Annotated in this window: 16 protein-coding genes; all 16 read right to left on the bottom strand. The window is 58.6% G+C overall.

Annotated elements, in window-relative coordinates; translation table 11 throughout:
* Nucleotides 1-27 precede the first annotated feature (27 nt).
* The 16 genes from ISF27_RS00370 to ISF27_RS00295 all read right to left on the bottom strand — a co-directional run bounded on the left by ISF27_RS00370 (nucleotide 28) and on the right by ISF27_RS00295 (nucleotide 20108).
* Nucleotides 28-1320, bottom strand: a complete 1293-nt coding sequence (locus tag ISF27_RS00370; RefSeq protein WP_194608079.1) for a DUF1015 domain-containing protein — start codon at nucleotides 1318-1320, stop codon at nucleotides 28-30.
* Nucleotides 1321-1408: 88 nt separating this feature from the next.
* Nucleotides 1409-2572 carry a phosphoglycerate dehydrogenase gene (locus tag ISF27_RS00365; RefSeq protein ID WP_194608077.1) on the bottom strand — a complete coding sequence of 388 codons (1164 nt, stop codon included), beginning with the start codon at nucleotides 2570-2572 and terminating at the stop codon, nucleotides 1409-1411.
* 2 nt (nucleotides 2573-2574) lie between these two features.
* On the bottom strand, nucleotides 2575-3660 hold the full coding sequence (serC, locus tag ISF27_RS00360; protein ID WP_194608075.1) for a 3-phosphoserine/phosphohydroxythreonine transaminase: 1086 nt from the start codon (nucleotides 3658-3660) through the stop codon (nucleotides 2575-2577).
* A gap of 229 nt (nucleotides 3661-3889) precedes the next feature.
* Complete coding sequence (gene ilvD, locus ISF27_RS00355; RefSeq protein WP_194608073.1) at nucleotides 3890-5563, bottom strand: dihydroxy-acid dehydratase; 1674 nt, start codon at nucleotides 5561-5563, stop codon at nucleotides 3890-3892.
* 155 nt (nucleotides 5564-5718) lie between these two features.
* Entirely contained in the window at nucleotides 5719-6804 is a 1086-nt protein-coding gene (leuB, locus tag ISF27_RS00350) for a 3-isopropylmalate dehydrogenase (RefSeq protein ID WP_194608071.1), read from the bottom strand.
* 261 nt (nucleotides 6805-7065) lie between these two features.
* On the bottom strand, nucleotides 7066-7341 hold the full coding sequence (yajC, locus tag ISF27_RS00345; RefSeq protein ID WP_194608069.1) for a preprotein translocase subunit YajC: 276 nt from the start codon (nucleotides 7339-7341) through the stop codon (nucleotides 7066-7068).
* A 42-nt stretch (nucleotides 7342-7383) separates the two neighbouring features.
* Nucleotides 7384-8517 (bottom strand): tRNA guanosine(34) transglycosylase Tgt, encoded by a 1134-nt coding sequence (gene tgt, locus ISF27_RS00340; RefSeq protein WP_194608067.1) that lies wholly within the window; start codon nucleotides 8515-8517, stop codon nucleotides 7384-7386.
* Nucleotides 8514-11042 (bottom strand): protein translocase subunit SecD, encoded by a 2529-nt coding sequence (gene secD, locus ISF27_RS00335; RefSeq protein ID WP_194608066.1) that lies wholly within the window; start codon nucleotides 11040-11042, stop codon nucleotides 8514-8516. Before secD ends, tgt begins: the two co-directional genes overlap by 4 nt.
* A 44-nt stretch (nucleotides 11043-11086) precedes the next feature.
* Nucleotides 11087-12523, bottom strand: coding sequence for a thioether cross-link-forming SCIFF peptide maturase (gene scfB, locus ISF27_RS00330; RefSeq protein WP_194608064.1), 1437 nt, complete (start codon nucleotides 12521-12523; stop codon nucleotides 11087-11089).
* Nucleotides 12524-12809: 286 nt separating this feature from the next.
* On the bottom strand, nucleotides 12810-12956 hold the full coding sequence (scfA, locus tag ISF27_RS00325) for a six-cysteine ranthipeptide SCIFF (RefSeq protein WP_194608062.1): 147 nt from the start codon (nucleotides 12954-12956) through the stop codon (nucleotides 12810-12812).
* Between the two features lie 187 nt (nucleotides 12957-13143).
* The gene (locus ISF27_RS00320; protein ID WP_194608060.1) at nucleotides 13144-14445 is read right to left on the bottom strand and encodes an HlyC/CorC family transporter; all 1302 of its coding nucleotides are present in this window, start codon (nucleotides 14443-14445) and stop codon (nucleotides 13144-13146) included.
* Entirely contained in the window at nucleotides 14435-14998 is a 564-nt protein-coding gene (locus ISF27_RS00315) for a signal peptidase II (protein WP_194608058.1), read from the bottom strand. Before ISF27_RS00315 ends, ISF27_RS00320 begins: the two co-directional genes overlap by 11 nt.
* A gap of 169 nt (nucleotides 14999-15167) precedes the next feature.
* Entirely contained in the window at nucleotides 15168-16358 is a 1191-nt protein-coding gene (locus ISF27_RS00310) for an ABC transporter permease (protein ID WP_235985974.1), read from the bottom strand.
* Complete coding sequence (locus tag ISF27_RS00305) at nucleotides 16309-17124, bottom strand: ABC transporter ATP-binding protein (protein ID WP_235985973.1); 816 nt, start codon at nucleotides 17122-17124, stop codon at nucleotides 16309-16311. The genes ISF27_RS00310 and ISF27_RS00305 overlap by 50 nt, the downstream gene beginning before the upstream one ends.
* Nucleotides 17124-18938 (bottom strand): HlyD family efflux transporter periplasmic adaptor subunit, encoded by a 1815-nt coding sequence (locus ISF27_RS00300; protein WP_235985972.1) that lies wholly within the window; start codon nucleotides 18936-18938, stop codon nucleotides 17124-17126. Before ISF27_RS00300 ends, ISF27_RS00305 begins: the two co-directional genes overlap by 1 nt.
* Nucleotides 18939-18995: 57 nt before the next feature.
* Entirely contained in the window at nucleotides 18996-20108 is a 1113-nt protein-coding gene (locus tag ISF27_RS00295) for an S-layer homology domain-containing protein (RefSeq protein ID WP_194608056.1), read from the bottom strand.
* Between the last annotated feature and the right edge of the window lie 4 nt (nucleotides 20109-20112).

Raw genomic sequence — 20112 nt, 5'->3', positions numbered from 1 at the left:
TATACTCTCTCCCCGCCGCTTGGCAAATTACTTCGTCCGGGGTTCCTCGAGATCGTGGATCAAAAGCCCGCTCCGGAGCTTCGGCTCAAAACAGGTGGACTTCGGCGGCATTTTCTCCCTCGCGTCCGCAACCCGGAGGAGTTCCCCCATCGACGTCGGCATCATGGAAAATGCCACCCGGAACCCGTGGCTGATCTCCGCCATAAGTTCATCTGTCCCCCGCAGGCCTTCCACAAACCGGATCCTGGTGTCCGTCCGGGGATCCCGGATGCCCAGGACCGGCCCGAGCAGGTTGTCCTGCAGGATGGAGACATCCAGGGCTGCGACGGGGTCGTCCTCCCGGAGGATCTCCGGCTTCGCCCTGAGGGTGTACCATAAGCCATCCAGGAGCATGCAGATCTCGCCTTTTTTCTCCGGGATTCTCCCGTCGCCGGGACGGTCGGGGCCGGCAATCTCCCCCGCCGGCACTCTCCGGAGAATCTCGAAGGATGCCCGGATCTTCGTGAGGAATTCCTCCGCTGTCATGCCGCCGAGATCCTTCACCGCCCGGTTGTATGGGAAGATCCGGAGCTCATCCTCCGGAAAAATGACCGAGAGGAATACATTGTATTCCTCGTTCCCGGTATATCCCGGGTTCTCCTTTCTCCTCATCAGGGCAACCTTCACCGCCGAGGCCGCGCGGTGATGGCCGTCGGCGATGTACAGCGTCCCGGCATCGCGGACACCTTCCGTGATTGCCCGGATATCCTCCGGATCATCCACGCGGAATACCCGGTGCCGGATGCCGTCCCCCGAGACGAAATCGCAGGCAGGCTGCTTCCGCTCCCGGATCGCAGCGATCCGTTCCCGCAGGGATTTTCCTGCCCGGCAGGCCAGAAGGATCGGCCCCGTCTGGGCACCGACCCGGCCAATGTGCCGGATCCTGTCCTGCTCCTTCTCAAGCCGCGTATCCTCATGCGTCCGAACCTCCCCGGACAGATAGTCATCCACCGAGGCCAGGGCGGCGATCCCGGTCTGTGTATGCCCATCCATCGTGATCTCGCAGAGATAATACGCGGGCTTCTCATCCCGGACATAGATTCCGTCCGCGAGCATTTTCCGGTAAGTTTCACGCGCCTTTGCGTAGACGCGGTCGTCATAGGTGTCCACGGTGCGGTCAAACCAGGTTTCCGCCCGGTCGATATGCAGAAAGGACAGCGGCTCCTTTCGGACAATCTCCTCCGCCTCCGCCCTGGTCACTACATCATAGGGCAGCGCGGCCACGCGCCGCTCGTATCCTGCCGCCGGATGAACCGCGGCAAATGGACGGATCTGTGCCATAATCTTCTCCTCCCTCAAGCCGGAAAGGGGCTGCCGGAAGAAATCGCAGTCCTCTCCCCCGGCAGCCCTGTCTGTCCTGATCTTTCGATTATTTGATCACCCGAAGGCGGATGACGCCCTCGATCGCGGTGAGTTTTTCAATGGTATCCGCGCTCACGTCGGAATCAAAATCGAACATGGTGTACGCGTATTTGCCGCGGCTCTTGTTCATCATGTTGTCGATATTGAGCCCCTTCTTGGACAATAAGCCCGTAAACTGGGAAATCATGTCCGGCACGTTCTGGTGAAGGATGGCGATTCTCTTCTTTGTCGCGCAGACGCCCATGTCGCAGTTCGGATAGTTGACGGAATTGAGAATATTGCCGTTCTCCAGATATTCCATCACCTCACGGACAGCCGCCTTCGCGCAGTTGTCCTCCGCCTCCTCGGTGGAAGCGCCGAGATGCGGGGTCGCGATCACATGCTCCATCTTGTTGACCGCGGCATTCGGGAAATCCGTGACATAGGTCCTGACTTTCCCGCTCTTCAGGGCTTCGGCCATATCCTCGTCGTTCACGAGCAGGTCGCGGGCGCAGTTGACAATAACCACGCCGTCCTTCATCTTCGCGAGCACATCTCTGTTGATCATGCCCTTCGTGGAATCGAGGAGCGGTGTGTGCAGCGTGATGTAATCGCAGTCGCGGTAGATGGTCTCCACATCCTTGATATGGCGGACATCGCGCACCAGCTTCCAGGCGGAATTGACCGAGATGAACGGATCGTAGCCGTATACCTCCATTCCCAGGGCGGAGGCCGCGTTGGCCACCTCGGCGCCGACGGCACCGAGGCCGATCACGCCGAGCTTTTTGCCGAGGAGCTCATGGCCGGCGAACTGCTTCTTCGCCTTCTCCATGTCCTTGCCGACGTTGTCATTATCCTTCTGGCTCTCGCACCAGGCCATGCCGCCGCGGATATCGCGGGCAGCAAGCAGCAGGTCGGCGATCACCATCTCCTTCACCGCGTTCGCGTTGGCGCCCGGGGTGTTGAATACCACGATGCCCTCGTCCGCGCAGCGGTCAAGCGGGATATTGTTGACGCCCGCGCCGGCCCTGGCGATGGCCAGGAGGCTCTTCGGGAACGTCATATCATGCATCTTGGCGCTGCGGACAATAATGCCTTCCGGCTCCTTGGCGTCATCAGAAACCTCGTAAGTATCTGGGAAAAGCTCCAGTCCCTTCTTCGAAATCGCGTTCAGCGTTAAAATCTGTCTCATGATTACTTCAGATTCTCCTTCTCAAATTTCTCCATAAACTGCACGAGCTTCTCCACGCCCGCCTTCGGCATCGCGTTGTAGATGCTGGCTCTCATGCCGCCGACCGTGCGGTGCCCCTTCAGGCTGACGAGGCCATTTTCCTTCGCCTCGGCGATGAACTTAGCGTCCAGATCCTTGTCGCCGGTGACAAACGGGACGTTCATCAGCGAACGGCAGTCCGGACGGACGGTGCTCTTGAAGAGCTTGCTGCTGTCCAGGAAATCATAGAGAACTTTTGCCTTCTCCTCGTTCCGCTTCTGCATCACCTCAAGGCCGCCCATCGCCTTCAGCCACTTGAAGACCTTGCCGCAGATGTAAATGTTGTAGCACGGCGGGGTGTTGTAGAGGGATCCCTTGTCCGCATAGGTCTTGTATTTCAGCATTGTCGGGGTGTACGGGAGGACGTCCTCGCGGATCAGATCCTCGCGGACAATGGCGATCGCAAGCCCTGCCGGGCCGACATTCTTCTGCACGCCGCCCCAGAGGATGCCGAACTTCGACACATCCAGCGGTCCGGACAGGAAGCAGGAGGAAATGTCTGCCACCAGATCCTTGCCCTTGGTGTTCGGCAGCTCATGGAAGCAGGTGCCGTAGATCGTATTGTTCATGCAGATGTAGACATAATCCGCGTTCTCGTCAACCGGAAGGTCAGAGCAGTCCGGAATATAGGAAAATGTCTTGTCCTCGCTGGAGGCAATCGCGTTGGCGGTGCCGAAGATCTGCGCTTCCTTCCATGCCTTCTTTGCCCACTGGCCGGTGATGATATAGTCCGCTACGCGGTTCTTCATCAGGTTCATTGGAACCATGGCGAACTGGGTATTGCCGCCGCCCTGGATAAACAGGACTTTATAGTTATCGGGGATATTCATCAGGTCGCGGAGGTCTTGTTCCGCGGCGTCGATAATATTCTGGAAGTCCTTAGATCGATGGCTCATCTCCATAACGGACATGCCGGTGTCCTTATACTCAAGCATCTCTGCCTGAGCCTCTTTCAGGACTTCCTCCGGCAGAACTGCCGGCCCTGCAGCGAAATTGTAGACTCTGCTCATAATAAATCTCCTCTCTGTTTTGTAGATAATACTAGGAAATCATTATAAACTCATCCGTGCGGATTATTCAACTCCTTATTGAGAAAAAAATATCATATTCCTGTTCAGCACATGCGGGGGAAGCGCCGGGAACCCCGCATCCCGTAAAGCAAATTCTCGCGGGATGCGGGGTTCCGGAACAGTTCCTGTATTTTTCTTTATACAAGCAGAAAAGCGCCTTGTCTTCTGATTACGCTTTCTCGTTTCCATCGGAGAGTATCGCGCCGCGGTTGCCGGAGGTCACCAGCTTCGCGTAGCGGGCAAGATACCCGGTCAGGTGTCTCTCCTTCGGCTTCCACTCTGCCTTTCTCTTCGCCATCTCCTCATCGGAAACCAGGACATTCAGGGCGTTGTGCTCGATATCGATGGAAATCGTATCCCCCTCGTGAACGAGCGCGATCGGGCCGCCGACAGCAGCCTCCGGGGAAACATGGCCGATCGCCGCCCCGCGGGACGCGCCGGAGAAGCGCCCGTCGGTGATGAGCGCAACGGAGGAGCCGAGGCCCATGCCGATGATGGCGGACGTCGGATTCAGCATTTCCCGCATGCCCGGGCCGCCCTTTGGCCCCTCATAGCGGATCACGACAACGTCTCCCGGATGGATTTTCCCGCCGGTGATCGCCGCGATGGCATCCTCCTCGCAGTCGAAGACCCTCGCCGGACCTTCATGCTTCATCATCTCCGGAGCGACAGCGCTTCTCTTGACGATGCCGGTATCGGGAGCAAGGTTGCCCTTGAGGACGGCGATGCCGCCTTCCGGCATATAGGGATTGTCGATCGGACGGATGACCTCAGGATTCGTGTTGACGATCCCCTCAATGTTCTCGCCGACCGTCTTCCCGGTCACCGTCATGCAGTCCAGATGAAGCAGGTTTTTCTTTTTCAGCTCGCTCATCACGGCATAGATGCCGCCAGCCTCGTTGAGATCCTCGATGTAGGTCGGGCCTGCCGGAGCCAGATGGCAGAGATTCGGCGTGCGGCTGCTGAATTCATTCGCCATCTCCATATTGAGCTCAACGCCCGCCTCATGAGCGATCGCCGGAAGGTGCAGCATGGTGTTCGTGGAGCAGCCGAGAGCCATATCCACGGTAAGGGCATTTTCAAAAGCCTCGCGCGTCATGATATCGCGCGGGCGGATATTCTTCCGGTACATCTCCATAACGGCCATGCCGGCATGCTTGGCGAGCTTGAGGCGCGCGGAGTATACCGCCGGAATCGTGCCGTTGCCGCGAAGGCCCATGCCGATCACCTCAGTCAGGCAGTTCATGCTGTTCGCCGTGTACATACCGGAACAGGAGCCGCAGGTCGGGCAGACATTTTCGACATAATTCTCCACGTCGTCCTCGGTCATTGTTCCCGCCGCGTAGGAGCCGACCGCCTCAAACATGGAGGACAGGCTTCTCTTCCTGCCGTTCACATGCCCCGCAAGCATCGGGCCGCCGCTGACAAATACCGTGGGAACATTGATTCTCGCCGCGGCCATGAGGAGGCCGGGGACGTTCTTGTCACAGTTGGGAACCATCACCAGGGCGTCAAACTGGTGGGCGAGTGCCATACACTCGGTGGAATCCGCAATCAGGTCACGGGTCACCAGCGAATACTTCATGCCCACATGCCCCATGGCGATGCCGTCACAGACAGCGATCGCCGGGAAGACCACCGGCATTCCGCCCGCCTCGGCGACACCGAGCTTTACCGCCTCGACGATCTTGTCGATATTCATGTGGCCGGGAACAATCTCATTGTAGGAGCTGACGATGCCGACCATCGGCTTGGCCATCTCCTCGCTCGTCATGCCGAGCGCGTTGAACAGGGAGCGCTGCGGCGCGCGCGCGATACCTTTCTTTACCGAATCACTTTTCATGGGAACCTCCGTTATCTTCGAGACAAGCTGTCCATTCGTTTCGCTTCTCCGGCACCTCCCGCGCCGGTAGGGGTTATTATAGCGCATATATTTGCGTTTGTCATTCCTTACTCTCATCTTTATGGTGAAATGTATTCATCTTATCAATGGCCAGATCAGCGGATCCGCTCACAGATGAGCTCTCCCATCTTCACCGTCCCGACCTTCGTCTTGCCTTCCGACATGATGTCCGCAGTGCGGTATCCCTCAGCGAGAACCTGCTTTACCGCGACCTGCACAGCCTGTGCCTCCCGATCCAGGTCAAAGGAATAGGTCAGCATCATCGCCGCCGAGAGGATCGTGGCGATCGGATTCGCGATGTCCTGGCCGGCAATATCCGGCGCGGAGCCGTGGCTCGGCTCATAGAGGCCGAACCGGCTCTCATTGAGGCTCGCGGAGGACAGCATACCGATAGATCCGGTGATCATGCTCGCCTCGTCGGAGAGGATGTCGCCGAACATATTTTCCGTCAGGATGACGTCAAATTGGCGCGGATTCATGACCAGCTGCATCGCGGTGTTGTCCACGAGCATATGATCCACGGTCACCTCCGGGTAATCCTTCGCCACCTCATTCACGACCTTTCTCCAGAGGCGGGAGGAATCCAGGACATTGGCCTTATCTACACTGGTCACATGTTTCTTCCGCTTCATGGCGATCTCGAAGGCCTTGACCGCCACCCGGCGGATCTCCTTCTCGCTGTAGGTCAGCGTGTCGACCGCCGTCTCCACGCCGTCCACCTTCTCGGTGTGGCGGGCACCAAAATACAGGCCGCCGGTCAGCTCGCGGACAATGATCAAGTCAAAGCCGTCGCCGATGATCTCCGGCTTCAGCGGGCAGGCAGATGCCAGCTCATCAAAAAGGTAAGCCGGACGGAGGTTCGCAAACAGGCCGAGCCCCTTGCGGATCGCCAGAAGGCCGGCCTCCGGGCGGAGGTTCGGGGCGACATCATACCAGCGGGAATTGCCAACCTTGCCGCCGACCGCGCCGAGCAGCACCGCGTCGCTCTTCCTCGCCGTCTCGAGCGCCTCGTCCGTCAGCGGGACGCCGTACTTGTCGATCGAGCAGCCGCCCATATCCACTTCCGTGTAAGAAAACTGATGGCCGTAAACCTCCCCGACACGGTCAAGGACATGGCAGGCCTCGCGGACAATCTCCGGGCCAATGCCGTCACCGGGAATCACAGCAATCGAATAGTTCATATTCTGCCTCCGTTCATATTAATGTTTTTTACTATAATATAAACTTATGGTTTGAAATGCAAGTGCCGGTGCGGAAAAATGTGTGACCCCCATACCGAGTGCGGCAATGTTCCGCGAGATGCGGGAGCCGAACAGTTACCCCCATTCGGACGACATAGAGAAAAGCCGCCGCGGCCATACCCTTGCGGTACAGCCACGGCGGCTCCTTTTTGCGGGATCCTCCGCCCCTGCCGGACGAAGGCGCTCCCCCTGGAAAATCGATCAGGCGTTGTCCGGCTTCTCGATGCGGACGATGGCATCCTTCTGCATCGGGATACGGCAGTTTTTGTTGCTGCCGAATTCCACGATGACAGTATCATCGGTCATATCGATGATCACACCGTAAAATCCGCTTGAGGTGAGAACGCTGTCGCCCACGGCGACCGAGTTCATCAGCTCCTGATGCCTCTTCTTCTCCTTGCTCTGCGGACGCACCGCGATGAAATACATCAGGGCGATGAGGGCAACAAGGTATACGACCCAACCAATTGTGCTCATGCTGTTTCCTCCTGTACACCAAACCGGAATCGACCGGAACTGTTATTCTCCGGCTTCCATCGACGCGAGCTTCTCCGCCTTGTACTCGTGAAAACGCTGCTGTTCTATGGCCTCCCGGATTTCTTTCATCATTCTATTATAAAAATATAAATTGTGCAACACGCAAAGCCGCATGCCGAGCATCTCCTTCGCCTTGAACAGGTGGTGGATATAGGCGCGGGAATAGGAACGGCAGGCCGGGCAGCCGCAGCCTTCCTCGATCGGCCGGAGATCCCGCTCATACTTCGCGTTCAGCAGGTTCAGCTTGCCGTGATCCGTGTATACGTGGCTGTGGCGTCCGTTCCGGGACGGATAGACGCAGTCGAAGAAATCCACCCCGCGCTCCACGCCTTCCAGAATATTTGCCGGCGTGCCGACGCCCATGAGGTAGGTCGGCTTCTCGAGCGGAAGGTGGGGAACCACGACATCCAGGATGTGGTACATCTGCTCGTGGGACTCGCCGACCGCAAGGCCGCCGACCGCGTAGCCGTCAAGGTCAAGTTCCGAGATCTGGTCCGCATTCCGCACCCGGATATCCTCGTAGACAGCGCCCTGGTTGATTCCGAAGAGCAGCTGCTCCCGGTTGATCGTCCCCGGAAGACCATTCAGCCTGTCCATCTCCTCACGGCAGCGGAGAAGCCACCGCTCCGTGCGGGCGACAGATTGTTCCACATAATCCCGGTCGGCAAGCGCCGGCGGGCACTCATCGAAGGCCATCGCGATCGTGGAGGCCAGGTTCGACTGGATCTGCATGCTCTCCTCCGGCCCCATGAAAATCTTGTGCCCGTCAATGTGGGAATGGAAGGTCACGCCCTCCTCACGGATTTTCCTAAGGCCCGACAGGGAGAATACCTGGAAGCCGCCGGAATCGGTGAGCACAGGCTTGTCCCAGTTCATAAAGCGGTGCAGGCCGCCGAGATCGCGGATCAGCGGATCCCCGGTGCGGACATGCAGGTGATAGGTATTGCAGAGCATCACCTGCGTGCCGATCCCGCGGAGGTCATCCGTGGAGACTGCCCCCTTGATCGCGGCAACCGTTCCCACGTTCATGAAGACCGGCGTCTCAATCGTCCCGTGAACCGTCTCCATGTGGGCGCGCTTTGCCCGCCCGTCTCTGGCTAGAATCTTGTAGGTCATTCGTCTTTCTTATCCTCTCCGCCGGCGCCGGCTGCGGAATCCGCCCCGGAAGGACCTGCTGCCGCGGCACCATTCTCAGCGTCGGGCTCTGTCCCTGCCGCTTCCTCTTTGGCAAGCTGCTCGCGGATTCTGGCCTTTTTCGCTTCCTCCGCCTCAGCGGCAGCCTTCTCCTCCGCGGCCTTCGCCTCGGCGACGCGGGCAGCCTTGGCGGCCTTGCCCTTTTCAAGCGCGGCCCTGGACTGGGCAGCCTTCTCCTCAGCGGTCTTCTTCACCGGCTTTGCCATTCTCCCGGCCGGAGCAGCGGAAGCTGTTCCGACAGGCGCGCTGCCGGCGGAAGCCGCGCCGGGCTCATCCGACGTCTTTGCCGCAGCGGCAACCAGCTTCTCCTCATTGGCAAACGCGGCATCCTTCTTAGCCCTGCGCATGTTGAAGATATACCACATGCTGCCGGTCAGGCATACAGACGAGTAGGTACCGCAGACAATGCCGACCATCAGCGGGAGCGCAAATTCGCGGATCGAGGACACCCCCAGAATATACATCACGAAGACCATGATGAAGGTCGTCAGGGAGGTGTTGATACTTCTGGACAATGTCTGGGTGATACTGTTGTTGACGATCCACTCGATCGACTGTCCCTGCTTCCGGAGCTTCAGGTTCTCGCGGATACGGTCGAAGATGACGATCGTGGCGTTGATCGAATAGCCGACAATCGTCAGCATGCAGGCGATGAAGGTGCTGCCCACACTCCACCGGAGCATCGCGTAGAAGGTGAGCGTCACCAGGACATCGTGGCAGAGGGCCAGGATCGCGCTCCCCGCGAAGGTGATGTTCTTGAACCGGAGCCAGATGTAGAGCAGCATGCAGACCGTCGCGATGGCGGTCGCGAGAATCGCGTCACGCTTCATCTCAGAGCTCACGGAGCCGGAAATGCTCTCCGCCGTGATCTTATCCTTGTCCACGCCGAAATTATCCGAAAGGAGCTGGTTCATCTCCTCGCGCTCCTGCTGGTCAAGGTCGCGCGTCTTGATGATGACCTCGTTCGTGCCGGTGACCTTCTGGGTCTGCACATCCGCGTCCCCGGTCACTTTCTCCACCACCGGGACAACCTTCGAGGAAATGTCCTCAAGGCTCATATCTTCATTAAACGTCACATTGGTGGATGTCCCGCCGGTGAACTCCATGCTGTAGTTCAGGATCTGCTTCCCGCGCACCCCGTTCATCCCCATAGCCGCAAAGCCGAGGACGATGACCGCCAGGGAGCAGGTGATGAAGATCTTCCGGTATTTTAGGAAATGGATCGGCTTCCTGTCCTTCTTCGTCCCGTAGAACTTCGGATCGGAGAAGCCAAGCCCATAGAGACGGTACAGGGTAAACCTGGTCACAAACAATGCGGTGAACATGGACAGGATGATACCGAGCGCAAGCGTTGTCGCGAAGCCCTTCACAGTGCCCGATCCTCTCCAGAACAGCACCGCGGCGGCAATCAGGGTGGTGACGTTGCCGTCGATGATGGCAGAGAGGGCCTTCTGGAAACCGGTCTTGATCGCGGAGTGAACGGTCTTTCCAAGGCCGATCTCCTCACGGATCCTGGTGAAAATAATGCAGTTCGCGTCCACGGCCATACCGATGCCGAGAATGATACCGGCGATGCCGGGCAGCGTCAGCGTCACCTCAAAGGCTGCCAGCAGGATCACGATAAGGCCGACATAGAGGCTGAGCGCCAGGGATGCGGCAATGCCGGGGAGCCAGTAGAACGCGATCATGAAGATGCAGACCGCGGCGAAGCCGACGACGCCGGCCTTGAGGCTCGTGGCGATGGCCTCCTGGCCGAGCTTTGCGCCGACCACGTTGGAACGGATTTCCTCGAGTTCAACGGAGAGGGAGCCGATGCGGATCGTGGAAGCGAGGTTTTCCGCCTCCTCGTAATCCTTCATGCCGTCGATCCGGCACTGTCCGCCGGTGATCGCCTCACGGACAACCGGGCTGGAGACAATCTCGTCATCGTAGATGATGTAGATCGGCTTGCCCACGTTGTTGGTGGTCGCGTCGGCAAATGCCTTCGTGCCCTCATCGTCGAAGGTCAGGGAAACCACATACTGGTCGCCCTTGGTGGCGTCGGACTTGTCGATTCCCGCCTGGGCGCTCGCCACATGGGTTCCGTCGAGGATGGTATTGCCCTGGGAATCCACGAAGGTGAGGGATCCGGGCTTCCCCAGCTCCTCCAGGATGGAGTTGGCGTCGGACACACCCGGGATATCGATGTTGATCCGGTCGCTTCCCTCCTGGTAGACCTCGGACTCGGTGCTGTAGTTCTGCACCCTCTGCTGCAGCTTATAGATGGTATCGGACATCTGCTCCGATGTCGGATCGCCCTTCGCCTGATAGGTGATGGATACACCGCCGGCCAGGTCAAGGCCGAGCTTGATATCATCGAGAGACGTATAGCCGAACCAGCCGAACAGCGCGATCGCCGCGATGACCAGCAGCAGGCCGAGGAAGTTCATTACTTTGTTCTTCTTCATGGTCTTTTGTTTCTCCTTATTCTCATTTCTTGGAAACTCTATGCTCATTCCTCCGACGGATCCTTCGGCCGGTATCCGTCATCCTGGCCGAGATCGCCGAGTGCAGCCCGGATCATGATCGCGCACTCAATGCGCTTTCTCTGCATCTCACAGCCGATGTCGTAGGCATCGGTGATCGTCCCGTGGAAATTCCAGGAATTGGCCGCGCAGCCGCCGCTGCAGTAGAAGCGGGCGTAGCAGTCGCGGCACTTTTCCTTGGCGTAGACGTTGCAGAGCTTAAACTCGTCCTGAATCTCCGTGTTCTTGATCCCGTCGCGGACATTTCCCAGAAGGAACTTCTCATTGCCCACGAACTGGTGGCAGGGGTAGAGGTCACCCCAGGGGGTCACCGCCAGATACTCGGTTCCGGAGCCGCAGCCCGCGAGGCGCTTCGCCACGCACGGCCCCTGGGAGAGATCCATCATAAAATGGAAGAACTTGAACGGGCGCCCCTCCTTCGCCCGCTTGATATATTCTCTTGCAAGGAGATCATACTGCTCGAGGATCTCCGGAAGATCCTCCTCGCGGATGGCGTACGGGGCTTCCGGCGGGGCAACCACCGGCTCCATCGACAGCTTGTCGAAACCGAGATCCGCATAGTGGATCACGTCCGCGGCGAAATCCTTGTTGTACCGGGTAAATGTCCCCCGGACGAAATAGTCCTTCTTGCCTCTCCGCTCCACAAAATGCTGAAACTTCGGCACGATGACGTCATAGCTGCCGCCGCCGCCCGGGAACGGGCGCATCCGGTCATTGACCTCGCGCCGCCCGTCAAGGCTCAGCACGACGTTGCTCATCTCCCGGTTGCAGAAATCGATCTTCTCATCGTCCAGAAGCACGCCGTTCGTCGTCACGGTAAAACGGAAATGCTTCCCGGTCTCCTTCTCGCGCTTCCTGCCGTAAGCGACCAGGTCCTCCACAACCTTCCAGTTGAGCGTCGGCTCCCCGCCGAAGAAATCCACCTCGAGGTTTGTGCGGTGGCCGGAGTTCGCAATCAGGAAATCCAGCGCCTGGCAGCCGACCTCATAGCTCATGAGGGAACGGCGGCCGTGATATTCGCCCTCATCGGCGAAGCAGTAGCGGCAGGCCAGATTGCAGTCGTGGGCGATATGCAGGCAGAGGGACTTGACTACCGTCTTCCTCTTCTTGAAATCGGTGACAAACCGCTGATAGACATCCGCGGCGAAAAGCTCGCCGAGATCCACAAGCTCCTGGGCCTCATCGAGGCACTCGGCGATCTCCCCGGCCGGGTATTTCCCGCTGAGCGCTTCCACGGTCTCCCTGCGGGCGCCCTCCGGGAGCTTCTCTGGCCTCGCCATGTCGGGCACGCGCTTCGCCAGCTCCCCGATGACGTCGTACATCTCCTCATCCACCGAGTGCACGGCGCCGCTGTTTACATCGAGAACGATATAGTATCCGTTGTTAATAAACTGATGAATCACTGTGATTTCCTCGCTGTCCTGTTATGATCAAAATGCGGTAACTGTTCAGATCCCCTTATCTCGCGAAGTTCCGCTCTGCCCGATGCCCGTGGCGCCTGCGGCAGGTGCCCCGGGCAGTGACAAAGCGCGCACAAAACAGACAAAACACATACTCCCGCCAAAACATCCGCGGCCGGGGTATTTGCTTTGCCTGTTTTCTGTCCATCCTGTCTCCGCCCTGAAATTTTCTCCGGAAAAACCGCAAGCGGGACGATGAACGCCCCGCCTGAATGTTCGGACGACCAAATTACCGATTCTCGTTCTCGCAAGTCTGATTGCCGACCGTGCAGCTTGTCTTGCATGCGGACTGGCAGGAAGTCTGGCATTCGCCGCAGCCGCCCTTGGTCATGCTGTTCTTCAGTGTGCTGGAAGTCAGTGTCTTAACATGCTTCATTGTCATTTCCTCCTATCGCTGCTTTATCAGAACTGCTGTTCGCAGTCATGCGCAGATCACAAAGCCTCTGTGCGCTTTCCCGTCGAATTATAGCATAGCCGGAAATTTCCTGCAATCGTTTTTGCCCGCCGGCAGCAACCCTGCCGCATAACCCCGCGCCCGGAACCCGCTGTATTCTCCCTCAGGCTTAATTCTCCGCAGGGCGGCCGGAATTCTGCCGTTTCTCCATGGGCGCGCCATTTTCCGGCAGGGTGATCCGCACTTTGTCGATCCGGTTGCCGCGAACCCGCTGCGCGGTGAGGCGGATCCGGTCGATGATGACCGTCTCACCCTGCGCGGGCAGGTGGTCCAGAAGGCCAATCATCAGGCCGCCGATCGAGTCGTAATCCTCGGACTCCAGGGAAATGCCCAGGCGCTCATCGATGTCGCCAAGGTTCATCGACCCCTCGACGACATACTCGCGGCTGTTCACCTGGCGGAAATTGTTGTCCTCATCGTCATCGTACTCATCGTGGATTTCCCCGACGATCTCCTCCAGCATGTCCTCCAGGGTGATCAGGCCCGCCGTGACGCCGTACTCATCGATCACGATGACGATGTTCACATTTCCCTTCCGCATGTCCACCATCAGGTCGGAAACCCGCTTCATCTCAAAGGTAAAGAACGGCTTCCGCAGGTAGTCGCGGACGTTGAAATTGTCGTCCTGTCCCCGGAGGAGGATATCCTTGATGTTCAGGATGCCGGTCACATCATCGGAGGAATCCTCATAAACCGGGTAGCGGGTGTATTTCTCCTTCCGGAAAATCCGCATCAGCTCGTCGTACGTGGCGTCGGCGCGGACGAAGGTCATGTCCACCCGGGGCACCATCACATCCCGGGCGACCGCGTCCCCGAAATCGAAGACGTTGTTGATCATCTTCTTCTCGGATTCCTCAATCTCTCCCTCCTGATGGCTGACCTCGACCATCGTCCGGAGCTCATCCTCCGTGATCGTGTCCCCCTTCCGGTGCAGGTCGACCCGGAGAATCCGGAGCACCAGAAATGCCAGCCTGTTGACCAGCACGATCGCGGGCGTAAGAAAGCGCATGAAGAACCAGATGATCCCGGCAATCCGCAGGGAAATCTCATCGGCATAAAGCGTCGAGGCGGTCTTCGGGGAAATCTCGCCGAAGACCAGGATCAGCAGGGTCAGGATGCCGGTGGCGGCGCCCACCACCCGGCTGCCGAACACGCTGGTCACCAGCACGGTGGAGAGTGACGACGCGTAGAGGTTCACGATATTGTTCCCGATCAGGATGGCGCTCAGCATTTTGTCCGGCTTCTGGAGGATTTTCAGCACGGTTTTCGCCCGCTTATCCCCGCTGTCCGCCAGATTTTTCATCCGGATCTTGTTGACTGTGGTGAGCGCGGTTTCCGAGGAGGAAAAAAACGCCGAAAAAATGATGAGGACAATGAGAACGCACAATCGGACACTGTCGTTAGAATCCAAGAATATAACTTCCTTTCCTGAGCAGCCGGCAGAGTGCGGCAAAGCCCGCGCCTTTCCGGGCTTTTCCGCCCTCCGCGGCAGTGACATGGGGTTTCCCCGGAAGCAGCACAGCCGCCTCGGCGAGAAGTGTTCCCGACACAATGCCGACATCACCGAGATTAAAAACCGCCTTCCGGAGCGGTCCCCGCTTTACGCAGAGATAATCCACCACATATCCGCGGCGCATCCGGTCCAGGAGGTTGCTCAGCGAGCCTGCCGTGATCATGGTGTATGCCAGCTTTTCCAGCTTACCGGAATCTTCCCTGGTGAAGAGGTGCATCAGGATCCCCGCCGAGGCGGAGGTGAGGCAGAGGGGAAGCGTCCTCACGAGCTCCGGATGCCGGTTCAGGATTTTAAAGGAGAAAACCGGATTATGGCTCCGGTAAATGGCCACCTTCCCCCCGGTGCCCGCGAGATCCCGGGGATAATCCTCCGGTTTTCCATTTTCGATCCTGTCCTTGAGCAGTGTGTCGGCGCCGAAGATGCCGGCGCCGAGCAGAAGATATGGCAACATTCAGCCTCCTCCTGTCCCGAAATCCAGTACTTTGCATAACGAAATCACAGGGAGCGGTACCGTCCCCTGTGATTCTACGATAGCATAATTCTGATTTTCCCGCAACGAGGCAGCGGCAAAAGATCAGCCGCCGCATTTCCCGCAAAGGGCTGCGGGATCAGCCGCGGAATCACTCGCTCCGGAGCGCGTCGATGGGGTTCAGCCTCGCTGCCCGGCTCGCCGGCATGTACCCGAAGATCAGCCCGATGCCGACAGAGACGCTGAAGGATACCGCGACGGCGCCGAAGGTCGCCGTCGCCGTGATCCCCAGAAGGTTGCCGGCAACCACCGTCAGGGCGCAGCCGGCAATAATCCCGATAATGCCGCCGATGGAGCTCGTCACCGCGGCCTCAATAACAAACTGCTGCATGATCGTGCTCCGCTTCGCGCCGAGGGACTTCCGGATGCCGATCTCCCGGGTTCTCTCCGTGACAGAGACCAGCATAATGTTCATCACGCCCACGCCGGCAACCAGGAGGGAAATTCCCGCGATTCCGCCAAGCATCAGGGACATCGACTGGATCATGGAATTCATGGAATCCAGGAGCTCGCTCATGGCGGTGATGTTGTAGAGATCCTCATTTTTAAATGTTTCATAGAGGAAATCGCTGATCAGGGACTTCGCCGCCGTCGAGTCGTCGGTACTGCGCACCGTGAAGAGATAATTGTTCACTGTACCGTTCCGGGAGAGCTTGATTGCCGCCGTGTAGGGGATATAAACGAAATCGTCGTCCCCGCCTTCCTCCATGGTGTCGCTCCCGCTGGTCTGCCGCTCCACCACGCCGACGATCTTGTAGCTCTCCCCGTTGACGCGGAGGGAATTGCCGAGCGCGGAATCGGCGCTGTCAAAGAATTCTTTGACCAGGTAGGCGCCGACAACGCAGACTTTCTGGCGGGACATAATGTCCGAGTACTGGATAAACCGGCCCGCCTGGAGATTTTCCCCGAGGATATCCAGATAGTCCTCACTGACGCCGGTCATAGCCGTGCTGTCCAGGGATTCATTGCCGTACTTGACCGCGCCGGTCGTCACACTGACTACCGGGCTCATATGGTCAAAGGTATCTGTATTCTTCCCGTAAAAGTCATACATATTGTCAACGCTCACGGACCGGGTCTTGAGGTTGACCATATTGACCGTGATCCGGTTCGTGCCCATACTCGCGAAGCTGTCCCGCATGGAGGACATTTCCCCGTTGACAATCCCGACGAGGATGATGACTGCCGCCACGCCGATGATAATGCCGAGCATGGTCAGGAAAGAGCGCATCTTATTGCTCCAGATGCTCTTCAGTGCCAGGATGAATGACTGCAGAAACATCGGCTGACTCCTCCTCCCGCCGCAGCAAGGCCCCATAGTCGTCCACGGAGCCGTCAAATACAATCTTCCCGTCCGACACCCGGACGACCCGCTTCGCCATCATGGCGATCGAGCTGTCATGGGTGATCATGACGATGGTATTGCCCTCGCCATTCAGCTGCCGGAGAAATTCCAGCACCTGGTGCCCAGTACGCGAATCCAGGGCGCCGGTCGGCTCATCCGCGAGAATCAGGGACGGGTCTCCCGCCAGCGCCCGGGCAATCGAGACACGCTGCTGCTGGCCGCCGGAAAGCTGCATCGGCTTATTCCGCCACTTGTCCTTAAGGCCGACCCGCGCAAGCGCCGCGAGTGCCCGCCTCTTCCTCTCCTCCGCCGGCACTCCGGCATAGAGGAGGGGAAGCTCCACATTGCCCAGCAGGTTCTCCCTCGGGAGAAGATTGTACTGCTGAAAAATGAAGCCGATCATCCTGTTCCGGATGCCCGCCAGTTCATCGTCCTTCATGTGGCTGACATCCTTCCCGTTCAGGAAATACTGTCCGCTCGTGGGGACATCCAGCGCGCCGATAATGTTCATCAGCGTGGATTTGCCGCTGCCGGACTTGCCGACAATAGCCACAAACTCGCCCTGGCTGATGGAGAGGGAAACACCGTCGGAGGCATGGATTTCCTCCCCGCCCATCTTATAGATTTTATAGATGTCCCTGAGCTCGATCAGCGGCCGCTTCTCCTGCCCGCGCTGCTCCCGGGCTGACGTTGCCGCGCCCATTACATCGGGCCTCCGCTGCCCCGGTCTCCACCTGGGCCGCCTTGGCCTCCCTGACCGCCTTGGCCTCCCTGGCCGCCGCCCATATCGCCGCCGCCCGGGCCGCCCTGGCCGCCGCCCATATCGCCGGGCATGCCCGGCTGCTGGCTGCCGCTGCTCACGGTGCTCTGGGTCACATAGACCACGTCCCCCTCGCTGAGGTTGCCGGAAGTGATCTCGACATAATCGTCGGTCACGAGGCCGGTGGTGACATCCACCTCACGGAAGCCTGACGGCACGCCGGAATCGGCATTTTCCGGGGAATCTCCGGATGCCTTGGCTGTCTCCGTGCCTTCTCCGGAATCCTTGACATAGACCTTATTGCCCCGCTGAAGGGCATCCGCCGGGATGGCAATGACATTCTCCGCGCTGTCCAGCGTGATCACGCCCTCGACGTTCATCCCCGGCAGAAGGCCGCCATAATCGGTAAGTGTCACGGTCACCGGATAGTAGGTGACTCCGTTCGAGCTTGTGCCTTCCATGCTGACGCTGGTCACCTCGCCCTCGAAGGTCTGCCCCTCAAAGGCATCCGCAGTCACGTCGACCTTCTGGCCGACGGAGACATTGCTGATATCCAGCTCATCGATGTCCATCTCAAAGGTGACAGAGGACAGGTCATAGATCACTGCAAGCGCCGTGGAACTGGAGAGATTCTGGATATTGTCGCCAACCTTGACATCCCGGGAAACCACGGTGCCGGAAATCGGTGCGGTGATCGTGTAATTATCGTAATCATCCTTGGTGCTGTCCAGACTGCTCTGGGCCTGCTCCACACTGCTCTGCGCCTGATCCACCGAATCCTTGTAGGTCTTCAGAAGATCCTGCGCGTCAGAGGCCTTCATCCGGAAGAGCGGCGTGCCCACGCTCACATGATCGCCCGCATGAACCAGGACTTCCGCGCACTCGACAGCATTTTTGAGATTGGAGGCCACAATCGTGGAATTGACGATCGCCGTAAATGTCCCCTCCGCGGCGGAGGTGTAATTCCCAATCACCGCGCTTGCGGCGGTGGAAGTCGTCAATCCCCCCGGATTCGACACACGAATCGTCACATAGCGGACAAGCCGCCCGCCGGCCAGGGTCTCATCCTGCGCAGCGACCGAGACCACCTGCCCCTCGATCTGCTCCAGCGTGTCTGAAAGGGTCAGCGCTGCCGTGCTTCCGGCTGCAATCTGCTGCGCCTCGATGCTCAGGAAGGGGATACGGATCTCCATGGTGGAATCATCATAGATCTCCGCGATCTCCGTACCGCCGCTGACATCGTCCCCGGCCTCGATCTTGACCGACTTGATATACCCGCTCTTTGGCGATTTCACGGTATTCCCGCTGAAATCGCTCTCCGCCTGGGCATAGTCCTTCTGGGCGTCGCTCAGCTCCGACTGTGCCCTGGACAGCGAATTCTCCGCCGAGGTCAGCTTTGAGGACATCGAGGAAGCATCGATCTCATAGAGGACCTGCCCCTCGGTTACCTGGTCGCCGACGTCAAAATAGCACCCTGTCACCTCGCCGTCCGCCATCGAGGTCAGATTGTAGGTCTGCTTCGGGGAAATGGTTCCGGATGCCGACAGCGTCTGGGTGATGGTCTGGCGGGAAACCGTGGCCGTCTTGACGGAAGCCTCCGCCGCCGCGTTTTTCTCCGCTTTCCGCCGCTGCCAGAGGACTGCCCCGCCCGCGGCCACGGCCACGATGAGCACGGCAAGAATAATCCTTTTCTTCGTCACATAAAATTTCCAGGTTCTTTTCATCGTCTCACCGGCTGTCTTATGCAATATTTTCATCTGCTGTTCTCCTGAACTCCGTCTCCTCCGGCGTTAACCGGCAATGGCGATGACCGGTTAATCGACGATGGCGATGACCACCTTGGCCTCCTCGCCATTGACTGTCCGGGTCGCCCAGACGATCGTGACATCGTCCTTCACCTCCACGTTGCCGTACACGGAAAATGCGTACTGCATGTCCGAGGTGGTGATCTTGTACTCCGTTCCGTCGATGACGATCGACGTCGGCGTCATGACGTCGGAGGAGCCGTAATAGATGGACTCCAGCTTTCCCTCAGCAGCACCGATGGTCTCATTTCCGTCACTGTCAGTCCCGCCCTCGGTGGAATAGGCGTATACCATCTTCGTGGTGGAATTATAATAGATGATCACCGTGTCCTCATCCGCTGTATTCTCAATCTGGGATTTGGTGCTGGCCTGCCCGTTCAGATAGTAACTCGCCTTATTCTTGGAAAAATCGATGATCGAACCGAGCTTGGATCCCTTTTTCAGCAGGTACGGCCCCCTGAGGTCATCCTCGAGGGAGGCAAAGGGGTTGAGGTCACCGTCGCTGTTGACCTCATAGCCAAGTGCCTTGCCATAGATCGTGCTGCTGGTCTTCGCCTCGTTCTCATGATCCTTCGTGTTCGTATCGAGAAGGTTGTAGATGAGGTTCACACAGTCCGAGTTGGCCAGCGTATCTGTGGACGCCTTGGAAATGTTTTCATTAAGCCCCAGGGCGTCGAACTTCGCCATCCGGTTAGAGACGAGGCTTCCGGTAAAGTCGGAATCCGTATAACCGAGCAGCGTGAGGACGGCCTTGGCTGCCTGCGCCATATTGACCGGGTCGTCCGGCTTAAACTTGCCGCCGAGAAAGCCGGTCATCCATCCCTGCTCCGCCGCGACGCGGATATAGGCGGCATTCTCACTGTTCGCGGCAACATCCGCATAGAGTGTAACGTTGTTCTCCGTACTGACATCCTTATAGGCGGAAGCCTTCACCAGCATCTTCGCGAACTGTGCCCGGGTGACCCCGGCGGAATCTGACGCTGCGGCGTCCATAATGCCCGCGGTGGTGATGATTTTTCTCCGCATCTCATAGGTGCTGGATGCCTCCGCCGTGATCGTCGGAGCGAGGGCGCTGACTGCCGTCATCGCCGCCATCGTGCCTGCCAGTAATCTTTTCCTCATTTTC

Source organism: Clostridium vitabionis (assembly GCF_015351765.1).
GTDB lineage: Bacteria > Bacillota > Clostridia > Lachnospirales > Lachnospiraceae > Clostridium_R > Clostridium_R vitabionis.
This window is presented reverse-complemented; position numbering and strand designations above follow the sequence as displayed.

What these genes read in the sequence shown, in the direction of transcription:
- ISF27_RS00370 (WP_194608079.1), bottom strand. Translation starts at nt 1,320, where the DNA reads ATGGCACAGATCCGTCCATTTGCCGCGGTTCATCCGGCGGCAGGATAC.
- ISF27_RS00365 (WP_194608077.1), bottom strand. Translation starts at nt 2,572, where the DNA reads ATGAGACAGATTTTAACGCTGAACGCGATTTCGAAGAAGGGACTGGAG.
- serC (WP_194608075.1), bottom strand. Translation starts at nt 3,660, where the DNA reads ATGAGCAGAGTCTACAATTTCGCTGCAGGGCCGGCAGTTCTGCCGGAG.
- ilvD (WP_194608073.1), bottom strand. Translation starts at nt 5,563, where the DNA reads ATGAAAAGTGATTCGGTAAAGAAAGGTATCGCGCGCGCGCCGCAGCGC.
- leuB (WP_194608071.1), bottom strand. Translation starts at nt 6,804, where the DNA reads ATGAACTATTCGATTGCTGTGATTCCCGGTGACGGCATTGGCCCGGAG.
- yajC (WP_194608069.1), bottom strand. Translation starts at nt 7,341, where the DNA reads ATGAGCACAATTGGTTGGGTCGTATACCTTGTTGCCCTCATCGCCCTG.
- tgt (WP_194608067.1), bottom strand. Translation starts at nt 8,517, where the DNA reads ATGACCTACAAGATTCTAGCCAGAGACGGGCGGGCAAAGCGCGCCCAC.
- secD (WP_194608066.1), bottom strand. Translation starts at nt 11,042, where the DNA reads ATGAAGAAGAACAAAGTAATGAACTTCCTCGGCCTGCTGCTGGTCATC.
- scfA (WP_194608062.1), bottom strand. Translation starts at nt 12,956, where the DNA reads ATGAAGCATGTTAAGACACTGACTTCCAGCACACTGAAGAACAGCATG.
- ISF27_RS00315 (WP_194608058.1), bottom strand. Translation starts at nt 14,998, where the DNA reads ATGTTGCCATATCTTCTGCTCGGCGCCGGCATCTTCGGCGCCGACACA.
- ISF27_RS00310 (WP_235985974.1), bottom strand. Translation starts at nt 16,358, where the DNA reads ATGTTTCTGCAGTCATTCATCCTGGCACTGAAGAGCATCTGGAGCAAT.
- ISF27_RS00305 (WP_235985973.1), bottom strand. Translation starts at nt 17,124, where the DNA reads ATGGGCGCGGCAACGTCAGCCCGGGAGCAGCGCGGGCAGGAGAAGCGG.
- ISF27_RS00300 (WP_235985972.1), bottom strand. Translation starts at nt 18,938, where the DNA reads ATGAAAATATTGCATAAGACAGCCGGTGAGACGATGAAAAGAACCTGG.
- ISF27_RS00295 (WP_194608056.1), bottom strand. Translation starts at nt 20,108, where the DNA reads ATGAGGAAAAGATTACTGGCAGGCACGATGGCGGCGATGACGGCAGTC.